Below are 25,483 nucleotides of genomic sequence, written 5' to 3' on the forward strand. Positions count from 1 at the left end.
TCTGTTTATGGTCGCTCTCCGTAGCGTCCCTCGGCATGCGTAAGGTACTCGTCTATCCCCTGGTGATCGCCGGCACCGCCGCCGCCGGCCTCGTCGCGACCGGCACCGCCGCGTCCGCACACGGTTACGTCTCCGCCCCACCCAGCCGCCAGGCGCTCTGCGCGTCACGCGCCGTGGCCGACTGTGGACCGATCCAGTTCGAGCCGCAGAGCGTGGAGGGCCCGAAGGGGCTGCGCAGCTGCGACGGCGGCCTGGCCCAGTTCGCCGTGCTCAACGACAACAGCCGCGCCTGGCCGGCCCGCGCCGTGGGCTCGACGGTGACGTTCACGTGGGTCTTCACCGCCCGCCACCGCACCTCCAACTGGGAGTACTTCGTCGGCGACACGCGGGTGGACACCGTCGACGGCGGCAACCAGCAGCCGGAGGCGGTCGTGTCGCACCAGATCGACCTCTCCAAGTTCCCGGGGCGGCGCACGGTGCTCGCGGTGTGGAACATCGGCGACACCCCGATGGCGTTCTACAGCTGCGTCGACCTCAACGTGGGCGGCGGCGGCTCCCCGGGGAACCCGCCGGCCACCACTCCTCCGCCCGCGACGAAGCCGGCCACTCCCCCGCCGACGACCGCGGCCCCGCCCGGCGACAACACCAACGGCACCTGGGCTACCGGCACCGCGTACAAGATCGGGGACGAGGTCACGTTCCAGGGCAAGCGGTACCGGTGCCGCCAGTCGCACACGTCGCTGGCCGGCTGGGAGCCCTCGACCTTCACGCTCGCGCTCTGGCTGCCGGTCTGACATGCGGCGCGCTCTCTTCGCGGCCGCTGCCGCCGCCATCCTCCTCGCCGCGGGCTGCTCGACGGAGCCGCCGCCAGCCGCCCCGCCGGCGAACGCCGCCCAAGCGGCGGCCGACACCGTCCCGACCGCCAACGCGGAGCACAACTCCGCGGACGTGATGTTCCTCCAGATGATGATCGCCCACGACGGGCAGGGACTGGAGCTGACCGGCCTGGCGGCCGAACGGACGGTGAGCGAGGAGGTCAAGCTCCTGGCCGCCGCGATCGACACCACGCAGCGCGAGGAAGTCAAGATCATGGAGTCGTGGCTGGCCGGCTGGAAGGAGGCCACGGCGGCGAGCCAGGACATGTCGGCGCACGCCAGCCACGGCGGCCTCCCGGCCACCGGCCCCGAACAGGTCCAAGCCCTGCGGAACACGTCCAACGCCGACTTCGAGGCGATGTTCCTCAACCTGCTCACCGGTCACCAGAACAGCGCGGTCGAGCTGACCAACCTGGCCGGCGACGGGGTCAACCCGCAGACCCGGGATCTCGCCAAGCGGATCAAGGAGTCGCGCGGCGAGCAGGTGGCGCGGCTGCTCCGCCTGATCGGAGGCGCCGCATGAGAATGTCCAATCCGCGGGTAGCCGTCGTCACCGGCGGCTCCCGCGGCATCGGGCGGCAGGTCGTGCGCTGGCTCGCCGCCGAGGGTTTCGCGGTCGTGGTCGGCTACGCCAACGACGCGGACCAGGCCGCTGTGGCCGTCAAGGAGATCGTCGAGGCCGGCCGCAGGGCCATCGCGGTACGGGCCGACGTCGCCGACGAGGCCGCCGTGGCCGCTCTGTTCGAGCGCGCCGAGCGGGCGTTCGGCGGTGTGGACGTGGTGGTGCACGCGGCCGCCCGCACCGCCGTGTCGCCGATCGCGGACCTCGACCTGTCCGAACTGGACGATCTGCACCGGGTGAACATCCGGGGCACGTTCGTCGTCAACCAGCAGGCCGCCCGCCGGGTGCGCGCGGGTGGCGCGATCATCAACTTCTCCTCCTCGGACGTGGGGCTCGCTCCGGAGGGGCACGGCGCGTACGCGGCCAGCAAGGCGGCGGTCGAGGCGATCACCCTGATCCTCGCCCGCGAGCTGCGCGGCCGGGACGTCACCGTGAACGCCGTCGCGCCCGGCCCGACCGCCACCGACCTGTTCTTCGACGGCAAGGACGACGAGACGATCGCGCTGCTCGCCGCCCGGCCGCCGCTGCAACGGCTCGGCGCGCCCGAGGACATCGCCGACATCGTCACGTTTCTCGCCGGCCCGGCCGCCCGCTGGGTCAACGGCCAGGTGCTGCGCGCGAACGGCGGCATCGTCTAGAGGCCTTTCGGGGTCAGGGTGGCGCCGGTCGTGGTGTGCCTCGATCTTGAGTTTGCCCGGGTTCGTGTCAGCTGCGGGCCGCTGCTCCCGCCGGAGTACGCGTGGGTCGGCGGCTCGCCAGGGCTCGCCGAGATCCCCGACCCGCGCTGCCAGGCCCGCGCCGCAAGCCCGCAGGGTCGGTGTGGTGGTCGCCGCGCCGCTTGGTGACACAGCGTCGCCGGCCTGGACAGGTGCTTTCAGATCTAGAACGGTTAGGGCTGATATAGCGCCCTAACCGTTCTAGATCTCGAAGCTCGCGCCGCGGATGCCGTCTCGGTGGCTACTGGCGGCGACAAAGGCCGCTCGACGCTGTCGCCGCCGACAAGAGAAAAAAGACGTCATGGCGGTGGGCGTACGGGGCGCCCAGCCCTTTATCGCCACCGCAGGCGGTGGCGGAGCAGGTCGATCTCGGCGGGGTTGGCCGCCAGGGCGAGGGCCCGTTCGTCGGCGGTGCGGGCGGCGTCCGGCTGGCCGGTGGCGCGCAGCAGCTCCGCGCTGGTGGCGTGGAAGAGGTGGTAGCCGTCCAGCGCTCCGGCCAGCTCGTCGAGCTCGGCCAGCGCGGCGTGCGGGCTCTCGGCGTAGCGCAGGGCGATGGCGCGGTGCAGCCGGGTGACCGGCGTGGGCTGCACGCACAGCAACATGGTGTACAGGACGAGGATCTGCGGCCAGTCGGTGTCCTCCCACCGCTTGGCCTCGGCGTGACAGGCGACGATCGCGGCCTGTAGCTGGTACGCCCCGGGCCGGCGGTGCGTGGCGGCGCGGGCGATCAGGTGGCCGGCGTTCTCGATCGCGACCTGGTCCCACAAGCGGCGGTCCTGGTCCTGGATCTGGATGATGCGGCCGGCCGGGTCGAAGCGGGCCGCGGTGCGCGCCTGGTGCAGCCGGATCAGCGCGAGCAGCCCCATGACCTCGGGTTCGGTGGGCATCAGGTCGTGCAGCAGCGCGGCGAGGAACTCGGCCTCGCCGGCCAGGTCGCGGTCGTGCGAGGCGGCGCCGGCGGTCGTGAGGTACCCCTCGTTGAAGAGCAGGTAGATCACGGCGAGCACCTCGGAGAGCCGGCCGGCCAGCTCGTCCGGGTCCGGGATCCGGTACGGGATGCCGGCCTCGCTGATCTTGCGTTTGGCGCGCGTGATCCGCTGCCCGACGGTGGCCTCGGAGACGAGGAAGGCGCGGGCGATCTGGGCGGTGGTGAGGCCGCAGACGGCCCGGAGGGTCAGCGCGATCTGGCCGGTACGCGGCAGCGCCGGGTGGCAGCAGGTGAACAGCAGCCGCAGCCGGTCGTCCGGCGCCGGCTGGACCGGCCACTGCACGAGCGCGAGCTTGTCGCGGTAGCGGGCCCGCCGCTTGAGCTGGTCGAGGCCGCGCCGGCGGGCGACGGTGAACAGCCAGGCGTCCGGCCGGTCCGGGATGCCCTCGGCTGACCAGTGGGTCAGTGCGGCTTCGACGGCGTCCTGGACGAGGTCTTCGGCGGCGGCGAAGTCACCGGTGAGCCCGACGAGCGCGGCGGCCAGCCGGCCCGCGTGGTCGCGCACCACCCGGGCCAGCTCGGCCTCCGGCGCCCCCGTCACGTGGAGGCGACCGGCCGGATCTCCACGAGCGGGCAGCCCGGCCAGGCCCGAGCCACCCGGAGCGCGGCGTCGAGGTCGTCGACCTCGATCTCGGCGAAGCCGCTGACGACCTCCTTCCCCTCCACGAACGGCCCGTCGGTGACCACCGGTGCGCCGCCGTCGAGGCGCATGGTCGTGGCCGTCTCGGCCGGCATCAGGTGGACGTGGCGCGTGATCTGGTCGGCGTGCTCGGCGAACCACTCCCAGACGCGGCCGTAGGTGCGCTCCCGCTCGGCGTCGTCCATCGCGGCGAGGTCGGCGGCGAACTGCTCCGTCTCGACGAACATCAGCACGTACTTCATGCTCACCCCTGCATCTCGGACATCCGGCGGCCCATCTCCTCCATGCTCACGTCTTCGACGTGGGAGGCGATTGTCCAGCCGTGCCCGAACGGGTCGATCACGAACGCGTCCCGGTCGCCGTAGAACTGGTCCGCCGGCGCCCGCTTCAGCCGCGCGCCGCGCTCGACGGCGAGGGCGACGGTCGCGTCGACGTCCGCCACGTAGACGAACTGGAACACCGGCGTCCCGGCCAGCCCGCCGGCGGGTGGTGCGCTGGTGCCCAGGTACGGCGAGGCGTCCTCGACGATGACGACCGAGTCGCCGATCTCGATCTCGGCGTGCGCGACGCTGCCGCCCGGGCCGTCGAACCGCATCCGCTCGGTCGCCCCGAACACCTCGCGGTAGAAGTCGATCGCCTTACCGGCACCCTCGACGATCAGGCACGGGGTGATCCGCCGGTACCTGTCCGGGATGGGGTTGGGCTTCGTCTGCTCTGACATCCGCTGGTCCTCCTCGTAAGTCGTCCTTATCCCAAAGACGACCGGCGGACCCGCGTTTCCGACACACGCCGGAAGATTTACGCCTCGACCTGCTCCCGGCCGCCGTGGTCGCGGAGCTGGCTCTCGATGTAGGCGGTGAGGCGCTGGCGGTACTGCCGCTCGAACTGCTCCAGCTCCTCGATGTGCCGCAGCGCGGCGGTCCGCTTGGCGTCGAGCCCGCCCATCGCCTCCTGGTGCCGCTGGCGCGCGTCACGCTCCAGCGCGTCGGCCGACTCGCGCGCCTCGGTGGTGACCTCGGCCGCCCGCGAACGGGCGTCGGACAGCAGGCTGTCGGCCTCGCGCCGGGCGTCGCCGACGTGGTCGTCGGCCGTGCGCTGGGCCATCATCAACACCCGTGTGGCCTGCTCTTCGCCGTCGCCACCGCCGGCCGGCGCACCCTGCGAGTGGGCCCGCTCCAGCTCGATTTGCACGGTACGGGCGTTTTGCTCGGCGGCCGCGCGGTCCCGCTGGGCCCGGTCGAGCTGCGCCCGCACGTCGTTGATCTCGGCGTCGAGCCACCGGTCGGGCGCGGCCTCGACCCGGCCGCCACCACCCCGCTCCAGCTGGGCACGCAGCTCGTTGTTTTCCTCGATCAGGCGGGCCAGCTCCTGCTCGACCTCGTCGAGGAACGCGTCGACCTCTTCCTCGTCGAAACCGCGCTTGCCGATCGGCGGCTTCTTGAAGGCCACGTTGTGCACATCGGCCGGCGTGAGCGGCATCCGAAACTCCCCAAAATCACGTGCCGCCCGTGCAGCGACCGGGCCAACGAAGGTCGGCTGGCATCCGACAGTACCAACCTCCACCGGGCGGGAACGCACGGGCGGTGCGCGGCGCGGGTCGGCCGGCGCTGGCCAGGTGAAACCGCGTTGCGCGGGTGGCGACCCGCCGGGAGACTGCCCGACATGAGCGGACACGTCGCCATTGTCACGGGCGCCAACCACGGCATCGGCGCCGCTACGGCCGCCGCCCTCGCCGCCACCGGCACGGCGGTGCTGTGCGCGTACTGGCGCGTCCGCGACGCCGAAGACCCCGCGGTCCCGCAGGCCTACCGCGACAGCCGCCTGCGCGACGCCCACCACGTGGTCACCGAGATCGCGGCCGCCGGCGGCCGCGCCGTCGCCGTCGAGGCCGACCTCACCGACCCGGCCACGCCCGCCCGCCTCTTCGACATCGCCGAGGAACGCCTGGGCCCGGTCGACATCCTGGTCAACAACGCGACCGGCTGGATCCAGGACACGTTCAGCCCCGCCGACACCGACCACCACGGCCGCGCGCTCCACCAGGTCAGCGCGGCGACCTGGTCCCAGCAGTTCACCGTGGACGCGATGGCACCCGCCCTGCTCATCGGCGAACTGGCCCGCCGCCACGCCGCCCGCGGCGCCACCTGGGGCCGCATCGTCGGCCTGACCTCGGGCGGCGACCTCGGCTTTCCGACCGAGGTCTCCTACGGCGCGGCGAAGGCGGCCCAGAACAACTACACGATGTCCGCGGCGATCGAGCTAGCCCCGCTGGGCATCACCGCCAACATGGTCCACCCCCCGGTCACCGACACGGGCTGGGTCACCGACTCGATCCGCCAGGGGGTCGCGGACAGCTCCCACCTGGTTCACGTAGCCGCCGCGGCCGAGGTCGCCGAGGTGATCGCCTACCTGGTCTCCGACGCCGCCCGCCTCATCACCGGCAACGTCATCCACCTCCGCTGAACGCCGAGGTAGGTGTGACGCCGGCACCGCCTTTGAAAGGCATCTGACTTTCTATTCTTTGTGCCACGATACTGTGGTATCGATCGCTATTGTCGGCGTATAGCGCCTGTGTTCTTGGTGACGGCGCGGGACGATTAGTCGGTGATAGTGGATGCGTTGGCACAGCTCAAGGCCCTCGGGGCCGAGTGTGCTAACGCATCGGCGTGGTCGCTTTCCGACGCCCAGCTCGTCGATTGTCTCGATGCAATTCACGAGATCGCGCAGACTATTACAGCCACGGAGTTACACCTTGTCCGGGACGCGGCCCTCGACCACCGCCCCGCCCTCGATGCGGCCCTGGCAGCCGGTGTGGTCAACGCCGAGCAAGCCGCCGTCGTCGCGGCCGCGATCCACGAACTGCCCGCCGACCTCGGCCCGGAGCTGGTCGACAGGGCCGAAGCGGTGCTGATCGGTCAGGCCGGGCAGTTCGAGCCGACGATCCTGCGCAAAGCCGGCCAGCGGATCCTCGCCCACGTCGCACCGCAGATCGCCGACGCCGCTGACGCCGCCGCGTTGCGGCGGATGGAAGAACGCGCGCACCGGGGTCGGGCGTTCCACCTCACCCGCCAGGGAGACGGTCGGGTCCGGGTGACCGGCTGGCTCGACGAAGCCAGCGCCGCCACCGTCAACGCCGCCCTAGACCCGCTGTGCGCGCCCCGCGATGACCACGACGCGCCCCGCACCCCGGCCCAGCGCCGCGCGGACGCCCTGGTCGAGGTCTGCGGGCTGGCCACCCGCACCGGGCAGCTGCCGGATAGCGGTGGGCAGCCGCCGCACGTGGTGGTCACCGTCCCCTACGACGTCCTGCACCAGAAGGTCGGGGTCGGGACGCTGGACACCGGCGGCAGGCTCAGCGCCACCCAGGTCCGCCAGCTGGCCTGCGACGCCCAGCTGATCCCTGCCGTCCCCGGCGGCGACGGCCAAGTGCTCGACGTGGGCCGCAGACGGCGACTGTTCACCGGGAGGATACGAAGCGCGTTGGAGCTACGCGACCGCGGCTGCGCCTTCCCCGGCTGCGACCGGCCGCCACGCTGGTGCGACGGACACCACATCCGCCCCTGGGCCGACGGCTGGCCCACCAGCCTGGACAACGGCGTGCTGCTGTGCGGCTACCACCACCGCATCATCCACCGTGGACACTGGACCGTCCGGCTCAGCGGCGAAGGACTGCCCGAGTTCATCCCACCCGCCTACGTGGACCCGCACCGACGGCCCCGCCGCAACCCCTACCACCTCAGGACGTGACGAGCGGTGGGCCACCCTCCAACCTGGCGATCAACCCGATAAACGTTCGTGGTCAGCGCCGCCACCTGCGGATCCCTGCCCACCGCTCCGGAGTAGCCCGCCTCTCCGTCTGTCCCATGTGGTCAGTGCGGCCGTCACCGCCATGCTCGCGGTCAGGGATGCGCCGTGCAGGTCGCCGAGCGTGGCCAAGCCCAGCGCGCACGCGACCGCACCGGCCAGCGCTACGCGGTGTGCCGTCGCCGCGCCCGCCGCCCACTCCAGGCCGCGGATGCCCAGACCGGCCGCCACGCAGGCGGCTACGGCACCGGCCGGGCCGAGCAGACCCCAGCCGGCCAGCGCGGCGACGTAGTACACCACCGCCTCCGCCGCGAGCCGGTGCGGTGGGGTGCGGCGGGCCAGCAGTGTGACGACCAGCCCGCCGGCTAGGCCGCAGATCGCGATCGAGCTTCCGCCGCCGGGCTCGTGCCAGACGTATGCGGCGATCTGGCCGCCAGCGGTGCCGGCGGCCAGCGACACGAGCCAGCGCGCGCGTCCCAGCACCCACTCCGCGACCACGCCGACCACCGCCAGCGACGCCAGGTTGGCCACCACCTGGTACCAACCCAGCGTCTGCACCAGCAGCGGCGTGACAACGCGCCACAGCTCGCCCTCCCGCAGCCCGTCCGGGTCGCGCTCCAGCAGCGGTACGGCGTCGGGCACCGTGTACTGCACCAGCACCGCCACCACCGCCACCGCCAGCGCGATCAGCGTGAGGAGCGTCAGGCGTGGGGCCCTTGATCGTCCACGAGCCCAGAGTCTGCCATTCACCGGCTGAGCGGGACCAGCGGCACCCGGGCCATTGAGCAGCGGGGACGCACAGAAGTTGGGAATAGTGACTGGACGTGGACTGGATAGCGATGTGATCGCCGAAACGATACGTCCGATACTTGACTCACTATCACTCCGGCAGGGGTTGAATGGTCCTCCCGACCGGCGGATGCTGGCTGTCGTCGGCGAAAGGACATGGAAACAGGGGTCGCGATGTTGACCGCCGAGGAACGTGAAGTGGTGATCCACGCGATCGCCCTCTACCTGGACGCAAACGACCAACCCCGCGCGACCCTCACCACGCTGGTCGACGACCACGATTTCGCGGCGCGGCTGCCCTCCGGGCAGAGCCCATTGGAATGGGCCCGCATCACCGTGACGCGATGCGAGGAGGATGCCTGGCGGCACCTTCCGCCCTGGCTCTACCGGTTGTTGTCGCATATCCAGATAACGCTGCCGGAGCTCGACGGATTGATCCAGCGAATCAAGGCCAAGCCGCCGGAATGGTGCGGGCCGGCCATGCCCGACCCCCTCGACAGCATCTGGCTGCCCGCGGCGGGCATGCCGTTCGTCAACCGCAAGATGCTCCGCGCGCATCTGCGCGCCATGTGCACCGCGCCGGAGGCCGGGGCGGGCGCCGGGACGAGCCGGCCGCCCGCGGTGCTCGTCGTCAACGGTCCGGAGAAGAGCGGCCGCACCTACACCGTCGACCTGCTGGAGCACTACGTACGCCACCAGCGCGTCGCCGCGTTCGACACCCCGCTGGAGAGCCGGCCGGCGCCTCCGTGGGTCGCGCTCGCGCGGGTGCCGCGGCACGGCGGCTCCACCACCATGCCGACCGACCTGACCACGATTCTCGCCGAGGCGATGCTCGTAGACACCGCCAGCAAACCGGCCGGCATCGCGACGCCCGACCGCATGAACGAGTACCTGTGCCAGTGGCTGCTCGAAGAGGCCGGCAAGACCCGCAAGCAGTGGTGGTTGGTGATCGACCGGCTGCACGAGCCCGACCTCAACGAGGACACCGTGCGCTTCGTCGCCAAGCTGGCCGAGCAGGTCGCCCGCCGCAACGAAGAGCCGGCGATCCGGCTCGTGCTGATCGGCTTCCCGCCGGCCCTGCTGGCGAATACGTCCTCGGTGCACGAAGACGTCGGCCCGATCGGCGAGGTCGACCTCGAGCCGTTCTTCGACCACCTGCTGTCCGGCGCCACCGGCACCGAGATGCCGCCGGCGGCCGTCAAGATGGCGGTTTTCCTGGCCCTCAAGGACCTGCCGGCGAACGGGCAGCGCCTCGCCAAGCTCAACGCCCGCCTGCGCGACAGTGTGGCGTTGATGTCCCATGCCTAGCGCCGACGAGGTCCTGCGCCGGCTGCTCGCGCAGACGTCCGACCCGGACGAGGGGCAGGCGGCCGACGTCGACCGCGCGGCCGAACGGTTCGCCGAGATCGTACCGGCCGGCGAGCAGATATCCGCCGACGTCGCCGAAGCGCTCACCCGCCTGGCCACGTCGCTCGTCCAGCCGGGCATGGCCGTCACGCCCGCGGAGCCGCCGCCGAGCCCGGCCCGCGTGGCGTTCCGGCGGCGGGCGGCCGTGCTGTCCGACTGCGATCCGGCGGCGCTCCTGCCCGCGGCGCACCGCGACGAGCCGCAGGCGACGCTCGGCGAGCTCGCCAGCGACCTCGTGCCCGCGCCCGCCGCGGCCGGCCACAACCGCTGGATGCTCAGGCCGGAGCTGCGCCGGGAGACGTTGGGTGAGCTGGGCACCCGCGAAGCCCTGGTCGCGGAGCTGGAGGCGGTCCCCGAGCGGCCCGCCGACGACCCGATGCAGCGCGCGTTCGAAGGCCAGATCACGGGAGCGGCGCCGCCCCTGGCCGAGCAGTCGGTCGACGACCTGTCCCGGACGCTCCAGGCGGTGCGGTGGCTGGAAGGCACCCAGCTTCCGCTTCCCGAGCCCGAGGAGATCCGGCGACTCATCGAGGAAAAGCGGCTGGTATCGACGTTCGAGCAGCTGGCCGAGCATTTCGTGAGCCGGTCGGACGAGCTGCGCCGGCTGAGCGACTACGTGGGTGTCCGGCCGCCGTCGACCGCCGCCGCGAGCTTCCGTGCCTCGGTGCGCGACCTGCTCGACCGCCCGCAACGGCCGGCGCTGATGTACTACGCGCCGGGCGGCGTCGGCAAGTCCACGCTCATCGCCAAGTTTCTGCTCGACCACGCGACCGTCGCGCCGGAGCTGCGGTTCCCGTACGCGTACCTCGACTTCGACAACCCGGCCCTGGTGGCGGCCCGGCCGGTGACCCTGCTGCGCGAGGCGGCCCGCCAGCTGGCGGTGCAGTACCCGTCCGGCCGCACCACGCTGGAGGAGTTCGTCGCCGATGTCGAGCGGATGGTCGAGCGCGAGCCGGAGGCGGAGAGCGAGGCACCCGCCAGCCTGCACGCTTCCCGCCGGTCCGCGGCGGCGGAGGGCCGGCAGTCCAAGCTGTACAGCGAGTTCGCGCGGATCGTGCGCCGCCTGGCCCGGCGCACCGACGACGAGGGCACCTACCACCTGCCGCTGCTGATCGTGGTGGACACGTACGAGGAGGTGCAAAACCGCGGCGTGGAGCACGAGCTGCGCCTGTGGTCCCTGCTCGACACGCTCCGCGAGGAGTTTCCCCGGCTGCGGCTGGTGGTCTTCGGTCGCGTGCCACTGGATGCGGTGCCCACCACGGGCGAGGCGCTGCGGCCCAAGCCACTGCACGAGTTCGACGAAGAGTCGGCTACCGAGCTGCTGCGCCGCATGGGCGTCGCACCGGACGCCGCGGCGGAGATACACCACGACGTCGGCGGCAACCCGCTCAGCCTCAAGCTCGCCGCGCTGGTCTACCGCAAGGAGCGTGAGGCCGGCAGCGACCGCACCGGCATCGAACGGCTCGACACCACCCGGCTGCTCTTCTTCTCCGCCGGTGAAAACGTCGTACAGGGCCAGCTGTACCAGCGGATCCTCAGGCACATCAAGGATCCCGACGTCCGGCGGCTGGCGCATCCCGGCCTGGTGCTGCGACGGATCACCCCGCAGATCATCCGGGAGGTGCTCCAGGAGCCGTGCGGCGTGGCGGTCCCCACCGACGAGCGGGCGCGCGAGCTGTTCGAGGCGTTGCGGCGCGAGGCGGCGCTGGTGACGGTCGAGCCGGACGGCGCGTTGCGGCACCGCCCCGACGTGCGCCGCGTCATGCTCAAGCTCATCCGCCGCGACAAGCCCGAGCAGGTCGCGGAGATCGACCGCCTGGCGGTCCGGTACTACGCCGGGCACCCCGAGCTCTCGCCGGCCACCCAGGCCCGCGCTGAGGAGATCTACCACCGGCTTCAGCTCACCCAGCCGGCCGAGGTGATCGAGGAGCGCTGGCTCGACGGTGTCGAGGAGGACCTGCGCGGCGCGCTGGACGAGCTGCCGGTGGTGGGCCAGGCCGTGCTCGCCACGCGCCTCGGCATCCGCCTGCCCGAGGAGGTGCTGCGGCAGGCCGACACGCAGGAGTGGGAAGAGTACGCCGCGCGGCTGGCCGAAGAGTCGATCAACCAGGGTCACTACGACACCGCGCTGCGCGAGCTCCGCGAGCGCAGCACCCGCCGGTGGTCCGCGGCCAGCCCCCTGCACCTGCTGCGCGCGCGGGCGCTCGCGCTCCTCGGCGACTGGCCCGAGGCCGAAGCGTGCGTCCGGCTCGCGATCCGCGCGGCCAGCCGGTCCGGCGACCGGGCCCGCATGGTCGACACCCTGCTGCTCGCCGCCCAGATCTCCCGGGAGCTGCGCCATCGCGAGGCCGCCGAGGAGCAGCTGGCCCAGGCCCACCAGCTCGCCACGCTCCTCGCCGACCCGGTGCGCCATCTGCGGGTACACCTGGAGCGGCTGGAGCTGACGCCCACGCCCGCCCTGCGGGAAAGCCTGGCCCGCGCGCTCGCGGGTCTGTCGGACGAGGAGTGGCGGGCGCACACCGGCCTCGTCCGCAGCGGCGTGGCCGCAGTCGGTTTCGACCACCCTGACCTGCTCCTGCGGCTGATGCGGACAATCGGCGCGGCCCGCCTCACCGCCGGCCAGCGAGACCTGCTCGCGGAGCTGCTCGCCGAGGTCGTCCCGCAAGACCTGCGGGCGTGGGAGCGCACCACGGCTTTCGCGCGCACCATCCGCCTCAGCGTCAAGCCGTCCCACGAGTCGATGCGGGAGCTTCTCGAACGGCTCCAGGACGCCGGCCGGCTCAGCGAGTTCTACGAGCAGCTGATCCCGCTGCTCGCGGCCGACAGCCGTTCGCGTGAGCTGGGCTCCGCGGTCCTCGCCCGGCTGTTCCTGACCCCCGAGGAGTCGCCGTGACCTTTCGATACCTCACCCACGAACAGCTGGAGGAGGTGGTGCGGGCCGCGCTCGGCGCCGGCCTCGCCGACGCGGAGGCGCGCAAGATCCTGCTGTCGGACGTCAACCGGAGCTACGCGCTGACCCTCAACCAGATGGGCAACCCGCTGTTTCAGCTGCGGTCCGACCTCACGAGGATGAACCAGGTGGAGCGCCTCGCGGACGGCACGGTGCCGCTCCAGATCTGGCTGCGCGAGGCCGGCACCCTCGCGGCGCCGCTGACGGAGGCGGCGGTCTTCCACCGATACCTGGAGACGGTGGTGGGCCAGGCGTCCGGCCGGGCCGAGCTGCCCGACCCGGCGTCGCTGCCCGAGGTGGTCAACAACGAGGCGATCGTGCACCAGGACGACATGGTCAGCTTCGGGTTCCTCGCCCGGGGCGCCCGCGTGGGAGCGTCGGTGGCCAAGCTGCTGGTGCCCCGCTTCGACAACGGGACCCCGCATACCACCGCCGCCGGCGCCCCGGCCGTCTACCTCGGCACCGGATGGCTCATCACGCCGCAGCTGCTGGTCACCAACCACCACGTCGTCAACGCCAGGGGCGACCTCGAGCCCAACGCCGGCGAGGCGGACCTGCGCGCGCAGGCGGCCGGGACCATCGCCAGGTTCGACTTCGACAGCGCGAACGCGCAGGGTCTCGACCGTCCGGTGAGCCAGATCGAGGCGTGGAACCCCCGCGAGGACCTCGACTTCGCGATCCTGCGACTTGCCGCGCCGGTCGACGACCGCGCCCCGCTGGCGCTGGCCCGCGCGCCGCTGACCCACGCCGCCAACGACTACCGCCCCGTCAACATCATCCAGCACCCGGGCGGCAACGAGAAACGGGTCGCGTTTCGCAACAACCTCGTCACCGCGGCCGACCAGACCAGCATCCGGTACTTCACCGACACGATGCGCGGCTCGTCCGGTTCTCCGGTCTGCGACGACGACTGGCGAGTCGTCGCGCTGCACCGCGGATCGCGTACCGCACAGGGGGTGACGTTCCAGGGAAAGAGCACGGCGGTGGTCAACTTCGGCACCCAGATGTCCGCCATCCTCGACCATGTGAAAAACCACCACCCGGAGCTACGCACCGAGATAGACGAAGCGGTCCCCTGACCTGCCGGTGGTCGTTCCCGGGCATCCGGTGTCATGCTGCACTGACGACGAGCGAGGAGTGCGGGCGTGGCGGTCAGTGAGGCAGTGGAGGCGGCGCCCACCAGGCGGTGGGTGCGGGCCCTGCGGTTCGGCGCGGTCCTGACCGCGATCCTGCTCCTGCTCTTCGGCGTGCCCTGGTGGACGCTCGTCGCCTCGGGCGCGGCCTGGCCCACCGGCGTCGTCGCCACGGGCACAGTGCTGTTCGCGGTGGCGGTCGTCGCGTTCCCGGCGCTCATGGTCCTCGGCCACGGGCCGCGCCGGCTCGACGCGGCGGCTGTGGCGGGCGACACCACGCTCGGGGTGATCTGGGTGCTCTTCGTCTGGGCCATCGCGGGCAACCTGCTCCGCCTGGTCCTCGCGGCCGCCGGCGTGGCCGACCCCACCCGGTCGCGGGTCGTCGCCGCGGCGGTCCTCGGCGTCTCGGCCGTCCTGGTGGTGTGGGGCTACGTCGAGGCGATGCGGGTGCCCCGGGTCAAGCGGATCGACGTCACGCTCCCCCGGCTCGGCGCCGGCCTCGACGGCCTGCGGGTCGTGCTGCTGACCGACACCCACTACGGCCCGATCGACCGGGCCCGCTGGTCGGCCCGGGTGGTCGAGGTCGTCAACGAGCTGGACGCCGACGTCGTGTGCCACACCGGCGACATCGCCGACGGCGGCGTCGAGCAGCGGCGGGCGCAGTCGGCACCGCTCGGTGACGTGCGGGCCCGGTTCGCGCGGGCGTACGTGACCGGCAACCACGAGTACTTCGGCGAGGCCGAGGCGTGGATGGGCCGCATGGCTGAGCTGGGCTGGGACGCGCTGCACAACCGTCACCTGGTGGTCGAGCGGGGCGGTGACCGCCTTGTCGTAGCCGGCGTCGACGACCGCACGGCGGCCGGGTCGGGGCTGGCCGGCCACCGGGCCGATCACGCGGCGGCGCTCGCCGGCGCCGACCCGGACCTGCCGGTGCTGCTGCTCGCGCACCAGCCGAAGCAGGTCGGCGCCGCGGTCGCCCACGGCGTCGACCTACAGATCTCCGGCCACACCCACGGCGGGCAGATCTGGCCGTTCCACTATCTGGTGCGGCTCGACCAGCCCACCGTGAGCGGGCTGAGCCGCCACGGCGCGCGCACCCAGCTCTACACCAGCAACGGCACCGGCTTCTGGGGCCCACCGCTGCGGGTCTTCGCCCGCAGCGAGATCACGCTGCTCACCCTCCGCGCGGGTTAGGCGACCACCTGGTACCCGAACTGCACTTCCAGATCGGACGCCGCCGCCGCGTTCGACACGCGTAGCCGCAGCCTCAGCGGTGCGCTCAGACCATCCACTGTGTACGGGCGGGAGAGGCGCGTCGACTCCACGGTCGTGGTCGCGCCCAGCGCGGTGGAGCCGGCCGTCTCCAGGCGCACGTCGCAGGTGCCGGCGCCCACCTTCCGCACCACGCGGGTGACCTTGAGGCGCTGACCGTCCACATAGAGCAGGTTGGTCAGGTCGTGCAGGCCGTCGGCGACCGCGCCGGTCAGGCGGGCGCTGAGCCACCCGTCGACCTGCTCCACGCCCTTGTTGCCGGTCCAGCGGGTCTGCGCGGTCTGGTCGCCGAGCAGCAGGTACGGGCCGGCGGTGTTGCCGTTGAGGTCGTTGTCGGCGACGAGCACGTCCGCCGCGGCGCTTACGATGCCGTAGTCCTGCCGGGCGGCGCCGTCGGGGAGCGAGCCGATCGCGTTGCCCACCACCACGACCCGGGACGCGTCGGCGCGGATGTTGATGCCCGCTCCGTTGCGCCAGGCCGTGCCGCCGCTCGTATAGGCGTGCGCGAACGCCACGTCGGGAAGGTCGAACTGCGTCGGCGAGACGGCGGCGATCCGCCACTTGCCGTTCGCCTCGGTGGTGCCGCCGACGTCCTGGAGGGTGATCCGGTCGTCGGTCTCCCAGCCGTGCGGCACCGCCGTGGTCACCCGCACCTTGCCGGCGCCGTTGTCCGCCACTGCGGCGATCGCCCGGGTGAACGCGGTGTGCGCGGTGCGCCCGTTGTTGCCGATGACGCAGCCGGTGACCGTAACCCGGGTGGAGGCGATGTCGATGCCGTTGCGCCCGCTGCCCCGGATGTGGCAGCCGGTGAACGACGCCATGCCGGTGAAGTCCTTGCCGATCCGCACGTTGTCGTGCTCGCCGTCGGCGGAGATGTACGTGTTGGCGAAGACGGCCTGGCCGCCCGCCTCCAGCAGCACCGGCACGCCGTGCCCGTTTTCGAAGCCGCCGCCCTCGAAGTAGAGGAACTTGGGCAGCCCCTCGCCGGTCGTGTTGCGCATCCACACCCCATGCCGTCCGAAGAGGACAGCGGTGGAGATGAACTTGATGGAGCCGCCCTGCCCGTCGACCACGACGTTGTCGGTGCCCGGGTTGGCGGTGCCGGCGGCGATCGCGCACTGTACGAACTCCACCGGGTCGGCGCGGGAGGTCGTCTTCTCTCCATTGAGGAGGATCACCTGCTGGCCGCTGAAGCCGTTCCAGACACAGTTGTGGAAACGCACCGTGTTGCACGAGCGCAGCCGGATGCCGTTGTACCCGTCGCGGAAGCGGCAGTTGAGAAACGTCAGCAGATAGTTGCCGTCCTCTGTGGCCGCTCCGATCCGCTCGGTCGCGACGAGGTTGCCGCCCGTCAAGCCCTCGCCGCGCATCGCGAGGTCGCGGAAGCCGCCACCATGCGCGCCGCGCAGGAGGAAGCCGTCCTTGTCGACGGTGGCGACGACGAACTGGGTACCCGGGTCGAGGCTGTCCGTGGCGCCGGCGCCGACGAACGTGATGGGGACGCGCTCGACGGTGACCGTGCTCTGGATCCGGACCTTGCCCGGACCGGCCTCGACGACGCCGCCGGCCGGCAGTGCGGCGACCGCGGCCCGCACCTTGCCGGAGTCGTCCTCGGCGCCGGTGCCGCGCCAGCCCCACCAGGCCAGGTCGACGCGGTTCTCGTACGGCCGCTTCCACCGGCCGGTGGCAACCCCGGCGACCGCGAAGACGGTGCCGCCGTTGTCGGGCTCGGTGGCGTCGGCGTCCCAGTAGACCGGGCCGCCGCCCCGGCCGGGGGTGTCGAGGTGGTAGCCGAGCAGGTGCAGCTGCTGCCCGTGGCTGGTGCCGCGGGTGGTGCGGAGCGCGTCGACGGTGGCGATGTCGTCGACGCCGAGCGCTCGGCGCGGGCCGGCGTGTGCGGGGGTGGCCGAGACGGCGAGAGCGGCGCCGGCGAGGCCCAGGACGGAGAACCCGCGTCGGCTGAGGTTGGTCATTGTGCCTCCTAAGTGGGGGGTCAGCCCTTCACGGCGCCGATGACGACGCCCTTGGCGAAGTGCCGCTGGAGGAACGGGTACACGAGACAGATGGGTACGAGGGAGACGACCAGGATGGCCATCTGGAGCGACTGCTGCGGGGGCAGCACCTCGCCGGAGACGTCGCCGCCGCCGAGCACCGCGTTGTCGATCACGTACGTGCGGAGCACCAGCTGGAGCGGCCACTTGTCGGTGGAGTTGATGTACAGGACGGCGTTGAAGAAGGCGTTCCAGTAGCTGACCGCGTTGAACAGGCCGACGACGGCGACCACGGCCTTGGAGAGCGGCAGCATGACGCGGGTGAGGATCTGGAGCTCGCTCGCCCCGTCGATGCGCGCCGCGTCCGTTATCTCGCGGGGCACCTCCAGGAAGAACGCCCGCATGATGATCACTTGGAAACCGGAGACCATCGTGGGCAGGATCAGCGACCAGTACGAGTCGATGAGCCCGAGCTGCTTGATGAGCAGGTAGTTGGGGATGACGCCAGCGCTGAAGAGCATGGTGAACAGCACCAGCAGCAGCATCGGCCGGTGCCCCCAGCTCTCCGGCCGGGACAGCGCGTACGCCAGCATCGCGACGACCGCGACGGAGAGCGCGGTGCCGACGGTGGTGACGCCGACGGAGACCAGCAGCGCGCGGGTGACCACCCCGCCGCGGAAGATGGCGCGGTACGCGTCCAGGGACGGGTTCTCCGGCCACAGCACGTACCCGCCGGCGGCCGCGATCTGCTTCTGGTCGGCGAGCGAGGTGGCGATGACCGCGACGAACGGCACCACCACGACCGCGCAGCACAGCGCCAGCACGACGCCCTTGAGACCGCGGACGGCGAGGCCCGGCGGCTTGGCCGGGTTGAGGGTGCCGCTCACCATCGCGAATACACCCCTCTCTCGCCGAACAGATGGGCGATCTTGTTGGCGGCCAGCACGAGCCCGGCGCCGATCACGCCCTTGACGAGACCGACCGCCGCGGCCGTGCCCCACTCGCCGCCGACGACGCCGTGGTTGTAGACGTAGGTGTCGAGCACCTCGGCGGAGTCCAGGCCGACCTGGCCCTGCTGGAGGATGATCTGCTCGAAGCCGACCGAGAGCACGTCACCGAGCTTGAGGATGAGCAGCAGCACGATGACCGGCCGGATCGCCGGCAGCGTGACGTGCCACAGCTGGCGCATCCGCCCACCGCCGTCGACCGCGACCGCCTCGTACAGCTGGAGGTCGACCCGGGAGATCGCGGCCAGGAAGATGATCGTCCCCCAGCCGGCGTCCTTCCAGATGACCTGCGAGGTGACCAGCGCGTAGAAGAGGTCCGGGTTGCCGATGATCGACAGGCCCGGAAAGTCGTGCTGGCGCGCCCAGTTGTTGTAGATGCCCGCGTTGCCGAGCATGTGCTGGAAGAGCGCGACCACGATGACCCAGGACATGAAGTGCGGCAGGTACAGCACGGACTGCACGAGCCGCTTCATCCGTTCGCTGACGAGGCTGTTGAGCAGCAGCGCCAGCGCGATCGGCACCGGGAAGACGAACGCGACCTGGAGAAACGAGATGATCAGGGTGTTCTTCAGCGCGTCGAGAAACGCCGGGTCGCCGTTGAAGATCACATCGAAGTTCTGGAACCCGACCCACGGCGCCTCCCAGATGCTGAGGTACGGCTGGTAGTCCTTGAAGGCGATCACGTTGCCCAGCAGCGGCACGTACTGGAACAGCAGCACCAGCAGCAGCCCCGGCAGGCCGAGCAGCAGCAGAAACCGGTCCCGCTTGAAGCGCTGCCACCCGGTGGCCGGGCCGCGGCGTGCGGCCGGTGGCCGCGGGTCCACAGTGGAGGCCGCGCGGCGCCGCGAGGTCAGGGTCACCATCGCGCCTCAGCTCGGTTTCTGGCTCAGCGCGGACTCGAACTCGGCGCGGGCCTTGTCGCCGCCGGCCTGGCGCCACTGCTTGACCGCGTCGTCCCAGGAGTCGAGCGGCTTGCGGCCGGCGACGATGTCCAGCTCCGCCTGGTCGACGATCTTCGCGAGGGCGCTCGCCTTGCTCACCGCCGTCGGCGAGTAGAGGCCCTCGGCGGGGTTGCGCACCACCTTGGGCACTACCTTCTCCTGGTACGCGCGCTGGGCGTCGACCCGCTCGCGCGGGCCGGGGCCGAGCACGTGCGGCGCGTCGGTGATGTACTCCAGCGGCAGCTTCACCTGCGTCTCGCCCACGGGTGTGCGCTTCGGCTTGCCGCCCACCCAGGTGAAGTCCACGCCCTCGACGCCGTACTTGCGGAACAGGTACTCGCTGGTGCCGAGGGGCGTGGCGAGCCAGTCGCAGAGCCGCAGCAGGCCTTCGAGCCGGCCCTTGTCCGCCTTCTTGAACGCGGTCAGCCCGAACGACGTGGTGCCGGCCCGGTGCGTGCCCTGCCCGCCGTCGAAGCCGGGCTCGGGGATGCCGCCCACCTCCGCCTCCGGGTAGGTGTTGGCGAGGATGTCCCAGGCCGCGTATCCGTCCGGGACGAGCGAGAGGGTGCCGGCGCCGAAGAGGTCGCGGTACTGGAGCTTGTTACCCGGCGCGTCGGGGTGGAAGAGCCCTTCCTTGAACATCTCGGCGGCCAGCCCGACGGCCCGCTTGCGCTCCGGGGTCTCGATCTCGTGGGTGAACTTGCCGCCCTGCTCGCGCCACACGTTCGGCACGTTCAGCATGTTGCCGATGTAGACGATGACCTGCTTGATGTTGCCGAAGGCCCACTTGTTGCCCTTGGTGTCGGTCAGTCCGCGGGCCAGCTCGTGAAACTCGGCGTAGCTGGCCGGCGCCGCCGGCAGGCCGCGCTGCCGGATCACGTCCTGCCGGGCGAACATGATGGTGCCGACGATCGCCCGCGGGATCGGGATCGCGAAGATCCCTCCGTTGTAGACGGTGTTGAGCCAGGAGTCGGTCGGGAAGTTCGCCAGGTTCGGGTACTTCTTGACGGCGTCGCCGGACAGCAGCTCGGTGAGGTCGGCGCAGAGCCGGGTGAGCACGTCGGCCCGGTTGGCGAGCGTGCTGGAGATGAGCATGACGTCGGGCAGGTCGCCGCCGGCCACGACGGTCGAGAGCTTCTGGAGGTAGTCGCCCTGCGGCGTCATGGTGATGTCCAGCTCGGCGCCGGCCCGGGTGTTCAGCTCCCGCCAGTAGGCGTTGCCGCCGAGGGCGGGCGGCACCGCGGCGAGGATGTTGGTCAGGATGCTGACCTCGCCGAGGCCCTCGGCGGGCTTGCCGGTGACGGCGGTGACCGCGTCGCGTGGAAAGTCGTAGTACGCCGACATCACGCCGTCGGCCGTGCTGGCCAGGTCCGGCTTGACCAATGTGGACGGCTGGTACGCGGGCAGCTTCACGGTGCTGGCGACGGGCTGGCCGCCGGAGTCGGCGCTGTCGCCGCCGCACGCCGCGAGCAGCCCGCCGCCGGCGGTGGCGAGCGCGGCACCGCCGCTGAGGGTGAGGAAGCGTCGCCGGCTCAAGGACATGTCACGCATGGCGTCTCCTAGTCAGTGGAGGATGAGGGTCACGACCTGCCAGGGGCCGAGGTCGACCGGCACCCGGCCGTCCTCCTCCGCGGGCAGGTCGGCCAGGGGGTGTTCGTCGGCGCGGCAGAGGGTCGCGGGGTGGCGCAGCCGCACGGTGCCGCCCCGGCCGCCCAGGTCCTGGATGCGCACGAGCAGCCCTTCGCCGGTGCGCGGCTCGGCCACCGTGGCGTGTACCCAGGCCGGCAGCTCCAGGTCCAGCAGGGAAGCCGCGGTGCCGGGCAGCGGCCTCGGGTCGGTGTCGAACTTGTCCAGCCGGGTCACCTCGGAGACCGCCTCGGCGGCCCGGACCTCGCGGCCGAACCGCCCGGCCGCCACCGGGTCGAAGGCGGGCAGCGGGGTGAACGCGTACCGCAACAGCAGCGAGCCGTCCTGCTCCGGCGGGGTGTTGGTGGGCCAGTAGTTGTTCATGACCCAGGAGAAGACCGCGCCGCTCGCCGGGCGGAACTCGGTGGGCCAGGTGCCGCGCACGATGTCCCCGGCGGTGAAGAGTGGTGCGTCGGCCGAGGTCCACGCGGTCGCCGGGCCGTCCGGGCCGCTGGCGACCACGACGCCGTGCTGGGTGGTGAACCACTCCTGGCAGGCGCCGGGCGCGTGGTCGCGGGCCGGGTCGATCCAGCCCTGCTGCCGGTCGTACCGGAAGACCGGTTCGTCGGCCGCGAACGGGAACGCCACGTACACCGACTCCTTGGCGAGCACCCGCTCCTTGTCCAGGCGGACGAGCACGTCGACCCGGTCGGTGTGGTCGCGCAGCAGGACGTCGACCTCGACCCGGGGCAGGCTGGGGGCGCTCCCGGTGGCGCGCAGCCGCCAGCCGTCGTAGGTGCGGCGCAGCCCGACCGGCCGCATGGTGGCCGGGGTGACGGTGAGGTCGGGTGGCTCGGCCCCGGGCAGCCGGCCGAGCATGCTGGTGCGGGTCAGCGCGTCCGGTCCGTTGAGGACGTAGAGCACCTCGCCGACGGTGCCGTCGAGCAGCTCCCGGCCCGTCTCCCGGTGGGTGAGGCCGACCACCGCACCTGTCTCGGGGTCACAGGTGACCCACCAGCGGTCGGTGGTGAGCCGGGGCGGCACGGGTCGCCAGCCGTCGTCCGGGGCGGCGACGACAGCGCCGCTGCCGTCCTCCTCGCCCGGTGCGAGCGTGCGTCCATCGCTGACCGGCAGCGCCCGGTAGCCGAACGGGGGTACGTCCGGCACGGTGAGCCGGAAGCGGTGCAGCCCGGCAGAGTCGGCGAGCAGCTCGGCCGGCACCGGGTAGGCGGTGCCGGCCGGCGCCTCCACCTCCACGTCGATGTCCCGCGCCCAGCCGAGCGGGTTGTGCACGAGCAGGGTGGGGCCGCCGGTGGTGACGAGCTCGCCGAGCTGGCTGAGCGCCCGGCGGGTCTCGTCGACGGCGGTGCGGTAGGCGGCGTGCACCCGGGACCGCTTCCAGTCGAGCTGGTCGCCGACCTGCTCGCCGTGCGGGTGCGCGTTGGCGTGCGCCCAGGTCCAGGTGTGCTCGCAGCCGAAGAGCGCGCCTTCCCACGCGGCGTCGAGCGCGGCCCGGTGCGGGCGGTATCCCGGGTCGGCGTGCGCCACGAGCGCGGCGAGCCCTTCGGCGGCGGGCAGCACGGCCTGCGTCCGGCGGTGCTCGGCGGTCACGGTGGCGCCGGTGCCGACGCCGTCCTCCCAGTAGCTGCCGCCGTCGCCGCGCCACACCGGCAGCCGGTCGGCGAGCGGACGAACCGCGTCCAGGTAACCGGCCATCGTGGACACCGCGAGCCGCGGGTAGGCGTAGACCGCGTTCCACCGGGCGGCGAAGCCGGCGTCGCCATCGGCGAGGTCCTCGTTGTCCGCGTGGGTGCCGATGACCGCGAGGTCGTGCGGGAGGTAGTCCGGGCGCTCGTAGCGGGCCAGCAGGCGGCAGAAGGCGTGCGCGCCGCCGGCGATCGTCTGCGGGTCGCCGACCATGAAGCGGAGCTGCGAGTACGTGTCGGAGAAGTGGGTGAGCACCCGGCTGCCGTCCACGCCCTCCCATTGCACGGGGCTGGCCAGGTGCTGGGCGTCGCTGTCGGCATTGCCGCCGCGGTGGTGGTTCTCGATGCCGACGAACGCGTCGACGCCGAGCGCGCACAGCATGGACGGCAGCGCCGCGCTGTACGAGGGCACGTCGGTGAGGTTGGCGTAGGTGACCGGGACGCCGTGCTCGTCGCGCAGGCGGGCGGAGAGGTACGCGGCCCGGTAGACCTCCTCCAGGCTGGCGACGCCGGACAGGAAGAGGCTGTGGAAGGCGTTCACCGAGATCCGCCCGGAGCGCAGCGCCTCCATCAGGGCCTCGGCGCGCTTGCCGGACCTGGTCGCCAGGTACTCCCCCACGACCAGCGAGCCGTCCACCGAGAAGCAGAAGTCGCCGTCGAGGGCGGCGAGGGCCCGGTCGAGGTTGCGGCTGTGCAGCTCGAGCACCTTGCCCTGTACGTCGGTGTAGCCCACGTCGAGGTGCACGTGCGGCACGAGGTGGAGTGTCCACTTGCGCGCCGGCTCCAGGACCGCCTCGACCGGCTGTCCATCGTCGACGGTGACCCGCGCGACCGTCGGTCCGGTGAAGGCCGGCACCGGGAAGCGCACCCGGACGTGGCCGAAGTCGCGGTCCGGCCGGGCCAGGTAGAGCAGGTGGTCGGCGCCGCCGATCCGCACCGTGGCCCGCGACGGCCAGGGCGTGTCCGGCGGCACCGAGACGGTCAGCTCCAGTAGCTCGTGCAGGGTGCCGTCGCGTTCGACGTAGAGCGGCGTGGCGACAAGGTTGGGCGGCGTCTCGACCGACCCGGCGACCAGCGTGATCGCGTACCAGGTGATGCCGCTGCCGAAGTGGTGGCCGAACTGCTCCCGGTGCCGGCCCTTCTCGACCTCGACCGCCAGCCCGGTCGCCGCCGCCGAGTCGAGTGTGGTCGTCAGGGTCACCACGTGGTCGCCGGGCGCCAGCGCGGGCAGGGGCACGTCGAGCGTGACGTCGCCGGCGATCGGCCCGTGCCGGTACACGGTGGCCCGGTCCTCGCGCCGCACCGCCGGGTGGAAGAAGCCGCGGTGCGTGCCGTCCACCTCGACGGCGAGGTCGGGGCAGGGGCCGTGGCCGGCGGCGAACTCCAGCCGCAGCGTCCACGCGCCGGCGGACGGCACGGTGAACGCCGCCTCGACGGTGTGGGAGCGCCAGCCGCCGGCCGCGTCGAGGGGGCCGGGCTGGAACGTCAGCGGCTCGATCATCGCGCCAGACCCGGGATGGACAGCGCCGCACCGTGCTCGGTGAGCGCCGCCGCCAGCGCGGCGTAGTCGTACCGCTGCACGGGCCGTCCGGTGTGGACGGACTGGGCGGCCAGCTCCCCGCACGCCTCGCCCAGCATGCCGAACGTGGGCTCCATACGGGGCGAGCTGAACCCGACGTGGCTGGCCGAGAAGCAGACCGGCACCGCGATGTTCTCCACGCCGCCGGCCGCCGGGAAAAGGCACTCGGCGGGGATCTGGTACGGGTCGGCGGGCGGGTTCTGCTCGGTGCCGCTGAGCGTGCCCTCCCCCACGACCGTGTCGTCGCCCTCGGCGTACATCTGCACGACGTGGCTGTCCATCGGGTACTGCCAGCAGCACACCGGCGTCGCCTTGGTGTTGTCCGGCCGGAGCAGGTCGTGCTGGGTGAGCACGTGGGCGCCGACCATACGCCGCGCCTCGCGCACGTAGAGCGCGTGCGGGAAGCCCGGCCCGTGCGGGCTGTCCACGAACTCGTCCGGCGGCAGCCCGAAGCGCCGCGTGTCCGCCCGGAAGCTCGCCGGGAGTGCCGGGTCGTTGGCCAGCCAGTAGAGCATGCCCTGGTGCCAGCGCACCTGCTCGGCGATCACCTCGTCGCGGCGGCGCCAGGTGCCGTCCGGGTAGTCCCAGGCGGCGCCGGGCAGGTCGAAGCCGAAGAAGAGCGCCTGGTTGGTCTGGTACTTGCCGCCCGGCAGCGCGGCCGTGTGCGTGACGATCGACGACAGGCCGGCGATGCCCCGATCCGTGATGAGCTGCCGCAGGTGGCCGTACCGGCGCGGGTCGTAGCCGTCGGGCCGCGGGAACGGCAGGCGGTCCGGACCGGTGGCGAGCACGCCCCGGAAGTTGTACGCCTGTGTCTTGGCGTCGCCCTCGCCCGGCGCGGTGTCCGGCACCGGGCCGACCGGGTAGCCGGTATTCGGCCGGAACGGCCCCCGCCGGTACGCCCGCGCGGGCTGGAAGCCGGCGAGCGGCTCGCCGTAGCGGGAGGCCGGCTCCCGTCCCACCGTGTACGGCACGCCGGCGGCGGCGAGAAGGTCGCCCTCGTACGAGGCGTCGATGGCGAACGTCGCGCGGACCCACCGACCGGCCACGCGTACCCCGGTGACGCGCCGCCCGGTGACCTCGACGTCGGCCGGGCCGTGGATCCGGTGTCCGGTGTAGACGGTCGCCTTCGCCTCGTCGAGCAGGCGCTGGGCGACCCGCGACGCGACCTTGGGCTCGAACAGATACTGTGGACCGTCCACGCCGTACTCGGCGCCGATGCCGGCGAAGAAGCGGTCGCGGGTGAGCCCGGCGAGCGCACTGTCCACTGTGGGCGTGTCGGTCTTCACCAGGCCGCCGGCGACGATGCCGCCGACGTGGCCGGTCGGTTCGAGCACGAGGCAGCGCAGGCCGCGCAGGCGCAGGCGGAGCGCGGCCATGACGCCGGCCAGCGTCGCCCCGTAGATGACGACGTCGGGCTCGTCCATCGCCGCCACC

The 25,483-nt window shown here is 72.2% G+C and carries 19 protein-coding genes and 1 pseudogene; 9 read left to right on the plus strand and 11 right to left on the minus strand.

The window, feature by feature from the left end; translation table 11 throughout:
• The first annotated feature begins 35 nt into the window (after positions 1-35).
• The 3 genes from AC5L36_RS18075 to AC5L36_RS18085 are packed head-to-tail and all read left to right on the plus strand — an operon-like array spanning position 36 to position 2,135.
• Complete coding sequence (locus AC5L36_RS18075) at positions 36-794, plus strand: lytic polysaccharide monooxygenase (RefSeq protein WP_441217454.1); 759 nt, start codon at positions 36-38, stop codon at positions 792-794.
• A gap of 1 nt (position 795) precedes the next feature.
• On the plus strand, positions 796-1,398 hold the full coding sequence (locus AC5L36_RS18080; protein ID WP_441217456.1) for a DUF305 domain-containing protein: 603 nt from the start codon (positions 796-798) through the stop codon (positions 1,396-1,398).
• Positions 1,395-2,135: an SDR family oxidoreductase gene (locus AC5L36_RS18085; protein ID WP_441217458.1), complete on the plus strand. Its 741-nt coding sequence runs from the start codon at positions 1,395-1,397 to the stop codon at positions 2,133-2,135. Before AC5L36_RS18080 ends, AC5L36_RS18085 begins: the two co-directional genes overlap by 4 nt.
• A gap of 410 nt (positions 2,136-2,545) precedes the next feature.
• Here the strand turns inward: AC5L36_RS18085 and AC5L36_RS18090 are convergent, their stop codons facing one another.
• The 4 genes and pseudogenes from AC5L36_RS18090 to AC5L36_RS18105 form a co-directional block, all read right to left on the minus strand.
• Positions 2,546-3,742: an RNA polymerase sigma factor gene (locus AC5L36_RS18090; RefSeq protein WP_441217460.1), complete on the minus strand. Its 1,197-nt coding sequence runs from the start codon at positions 3,740-3,742 to the stop codon at positions 2,546-2,548.
• Complete coding sequence (locus tag AC5L36_RS18095; RefSeq protein WP_441217462.1) at positions 3,739-4,083, minus strand: YciI family protein; 345 nt, start codon at positions 4,081-4,083, stop codon at positions 3,739-3,741. Before AC5L36_RS18095 ends, AC5L36_RS18090 begins: the two co-directional genes overlap by 4 nt.
• Before the next feature lie 2 nt (positions 4,084-4,085).
• The gene (locus AC5L36_RS18100; RefSeq protein WP_441217464.1) at positions 4,086-4,562 is read right to left on the minus strand and encodes a VOC family protein; all 477 of its coding nucleotides are present in this window, start codon (positions 4,560-4,562) and stop codon (positions 4,086-4,088) included.
• 89 nt (positions 4,563-4,651) lie between these two features.
• Positions 4,652-5,320: pseudogene (locus AC5L36_RS18105) on the minus strand (DivIVA domain-containing protein); the annotation flags it as partial.
• 183 nt (positions 5,321-5,503) lie between these two features.
• On the opposite strand from AC5L36_RS18105, the gene AC5L36_RS18110 reads away from it, so the two are divergent.
• Complete coding sequence (locus AC5L36_RS18110) at positions 5,504-6,304, plus strand: SDR family oxidoreductase (protein WP_441217466.1); 801 nt, start codon at positions 5,504-5,506, stop codon at positions 6,302-6,304.
• 147 nt (positions 6,305-6,451) lie between these two features.
• Positions 6,452-7,588: an HNH endonuclease signature motif containing protein gene (locus tag AC5L36_RS18115; protein WP_441217726.1), complete on the plus strand. Its 1,137-nt coding sequence runs from the start codon at positions 6,452-6,454 to the stop codon at positions 7,586-7,588.
• A 30-nt stretch (positions 7,589-7,618) separates the two neighbouring features.
• Here the strand turns inward: AC5L36_RS18115 and AC5L36_RS18120 are convergent, their stop codons facing one another.
• Positions 7,619-8,395 (minus strand): rhomboid family intramembrane serine protease, encoded by a 777-nt coding sequence (locus AC5L36_RS18120; protein ID WP_441217468.1) that lies wholly within the window; start codon positions 8,393-8,395, stop codon positions 7,619-7,621.
• Between the two features lie 195 nt (positions 8,396-8,590).
• On the opposite strand from AC5L36_RS18120, the gene AC5L36_RS18125 reads away from it, so the two are divergent.
• The 4 genes from AC5L36_RS18125 to AC5L36_RS18140 all read left to right on the plus strand — a co-directional run bounded on the left by AC5L36_RS18125 (position 8,591) and on the right by AC5L36_RS18140 (position 15,118).
• Positions 8,591-9,742 carry a hypothetical protein gene (locus AC5L36_RS18125; protein ID WP_441217470.1) on the plus strand — a complete coding sequence of 384 codons (1,152 nt, stop codon included), beginning with the start codon at positions 8,591-8,593 and terminating at the stop codon, positions 9,740-9,742.
• Positions 9,735-12,734 carry a hypothetical protein gene (locus tag AC5L36_RS18130; RefSeq protein WP_441217472.1) on the plus strand — a complete coding sequence of 1,000 codons (3,000 nt, stop codon included), beginning with the start codon at positions 9,735-9,737 and terminating at the stop codon, positions 12,732-12,734. Before AC5L36_RS18125 ends, AC5L36_RS18130 begins: the two co-directional genes overlap by 8 nt.
• Positions 12,731-13,870: a trypsin-like peptidase domain-containing protein gene (locus AC5L36_RS18135; RefSeq protein WP_441217474.1), complete on the plus strand. Its 1,140-nt coding sequence runs from the start codon at positions 12,731-12,733 to the stop codon at positions 13,868-13,870. The genes AC5L36_RS18130 and AC5L36_RS18135 overlap by 4 nt, the downstream gene beginning before the upstream one ends.
• Before the next feature lie 66 nt (positions 13,871-13,936).
• Positions 13,937-15,118, plus strand: a complete 1,182-nt coding sequence (locus AC5L36_RS18140; RefSeq protein ID WP_441217476.1) for a metallophosphoesterase — start codon at positions 13,937-13,939, stop codon at positions 15,116-15,118.
• Here AC5L36_RS18140 and AC5L36_RS18145 read toward each other — a convergent pair.
• Genes AC5L36_RS18145 through AC5L36_RS18170 form a run of 6 tightly spaced genes read right to left on the minus strand, consistent with a single transcriptional unit; the run spans position 15,115 to position 25,473 of the window.
• Positions 15,115-17,169, minus strand: coding sequence for a putative phage tail protein (locus tag AC5L36_RS18145; RefSeq protein WP_441217478.1), 2,055 nt, complete (start codon positions 17,167-17,169; stop codon positions 15,115-15,117). The genes AC5L36_RS18140 and AC5L36_RS18145 overlap by 4 nt on opposite strands.
• Before the next feature lie 20 nt (positions 17,170-17,189).
• A complete protein-coding gene (locus tag AC5L36_RS18150; RefSeq protein ID WP_441217480.1) occupies positions 17,190-18,077 on the minus strand; it encodes a carbohydrate ABC transporter permease in 888 nt (295 codons plus the stop codon).
• Positions 18,071-19,057, minus strand: coding sequence for an ABC transporter permease (locus AC5L36_RS18155; protein WP_441217482.1), 987 nt, complete (start codon positions 19,055-19,057; stop codon positions 18,071-18,073). Before AC5L36_RS18155 ends, AC5L36_RS18150 begins: the two co-directional genes overlap by 7 nt.
• Before the next feature lie 6 nt (positions 19,058-19,063).
• Positions 19,064-20,686 (minus strand): extracellular solute-binding protein, encoded by a 1,623-nt coding sequence (locus tag AC5L36_RS18160; protein ID WP_441217483.1) that lies wholly within the window; start codon positions 20,684-20,686, stop codon positions 19,064-19,066.
• 12 nt (positions 20,687-20,698) lie between these two features.
• A complete protein-coding gene (locus tag AC5L36_RS18165; protein WP_441217485.1) occupies positions 20,699-23,968 on the minus strand; it encodes a glycoside hydrolase family 38 N-terminal domain-containing protein in 3,270 nt (1,089 codons plus the stop codon).
• A complete protein-coding gene (locus tag AC5L36_RS18170) occupies positions 23,965-25,473 on the minus strand; it encodes an FAD-dependent oxidoreductase (protein WP_441217487.1) in 1,509 nt (502 codons plus the stop codon). Before AC5L36_RS18170 ends, AC5L36_RS18165 begins: the two co-directional genes overlap by 4 nt.
• Between the last annotated feature and the right edge of the window lie 10 nt (positions 25,474-25,483).

Source organism: Phytohabitans sp. LZ39, from assembly GCF_059359075.1.

Excerpts from the sequence above, each read along its gene's own strand:
- AC5L36_RS18075 (WP_441217454.1), top strand. The coding sequence starts at position 36 with ATGCGTAAGGTACTCGTCTATCCCCTGGTGATCGCCGGCACCGCCGCC.
- AC5L36_RS18080 (WP_441217456.1), top strand. The coding sequence starts at position 796 with ATGCGGCGCGCTCTCTTCGCGGCCGCTGCCGCCGCCATCCTCCTCGCC.
- AC5L36_RS18085 (WP_441217458.1), top strand. The coding sequence starts at position 1,395 with ATGAGAATGTCCAATCCGCGGGTAGCCGTCGTCACCGGCGGCTCCCGC.
- AC5L36_RS18095 (WP_441217462.1), bottom strand. The coding sequence starts at position 4,083 with ATGAAGTACGTGCTGATGTTCGTCGAGACGGAGCAGTTCGCCGCCGAC.
- AC5L36_RS18100 (WP_441217464.1), bottom strand. The coding sequence starts at position 4,562 with ATGTCAGAGCAGACGAAGCCCAACCCCATCCCGGACAGGTACCGGCGG.
- AC5L36_RS18110 (WP_441217466.1), top strand. The coding sequence starts at position 5,504 with ATGAGCGGACACGTCGCCATTGTCACGGGCGCCAACCACGGCATCGGC.
- AC5L36_RS18125 (WP_441217470.1), top strand. The coding sequence starts at position 8,591 with ATGGAAACAGGGGTCGCGATGTTGACCGCCGAGGAACGTGAAGTGGTG.
- AC5L36_RS18130 (WP_441217472.1), top strand. The coding sequence starts at position 9,735 with ATGCCTAGCGCCGACGAGGTCCTGCGCCGGCTGCTCGCGCAGACGTCC.
- AC5L36_RS18145 (WP_441217478.1), bottom strand. The coding sequence starts at position 17,169 with ATGACCAACCTCAGCCGACGCGGGTTCTCCGTCCTGGGCCTCGCCGGC.
- AC5L36_RS18150 (WP_441217480.1), bottom strand. The coding sequence starts at position 18,077 with ATGGTGAGCGGCACCCTCAACCCGGCCAAGCCGCCGGGCCTCGCCGTC.
- AC5L36_RS18155 (WP_441217482.1), bottom strand. The coding sequence starts at position 19,057 with ATGGTGACCCTGACCTCGCGGCGCCGCGCGGCCTCCACTGTGGACCCG.
- AC5L36_RS18160 (WP_441217483.1), bottom strand. The coding sequence starts at position 20,686 with ATGCGTGACATGTCCTTGAGCCGGCGACGCTTCCTCACCCTCAGCGGC.
- AC5L36_RS18165 (WP_441217485.1), bottom strand. The coding sequence starts at position 23,968 with ATGATCGAGCCGCTGACGTTCCAGCCCGGCCCCCTCGACGCGGCCGGC.
- AC5L36_RS18170 (WP_441217487.1), bottom strand. The coding sequence starts at position 25,473 with ATGGACGAGCCCGACGTCGTCATCTACGGGGCGACGCTGGCCGGCGTC.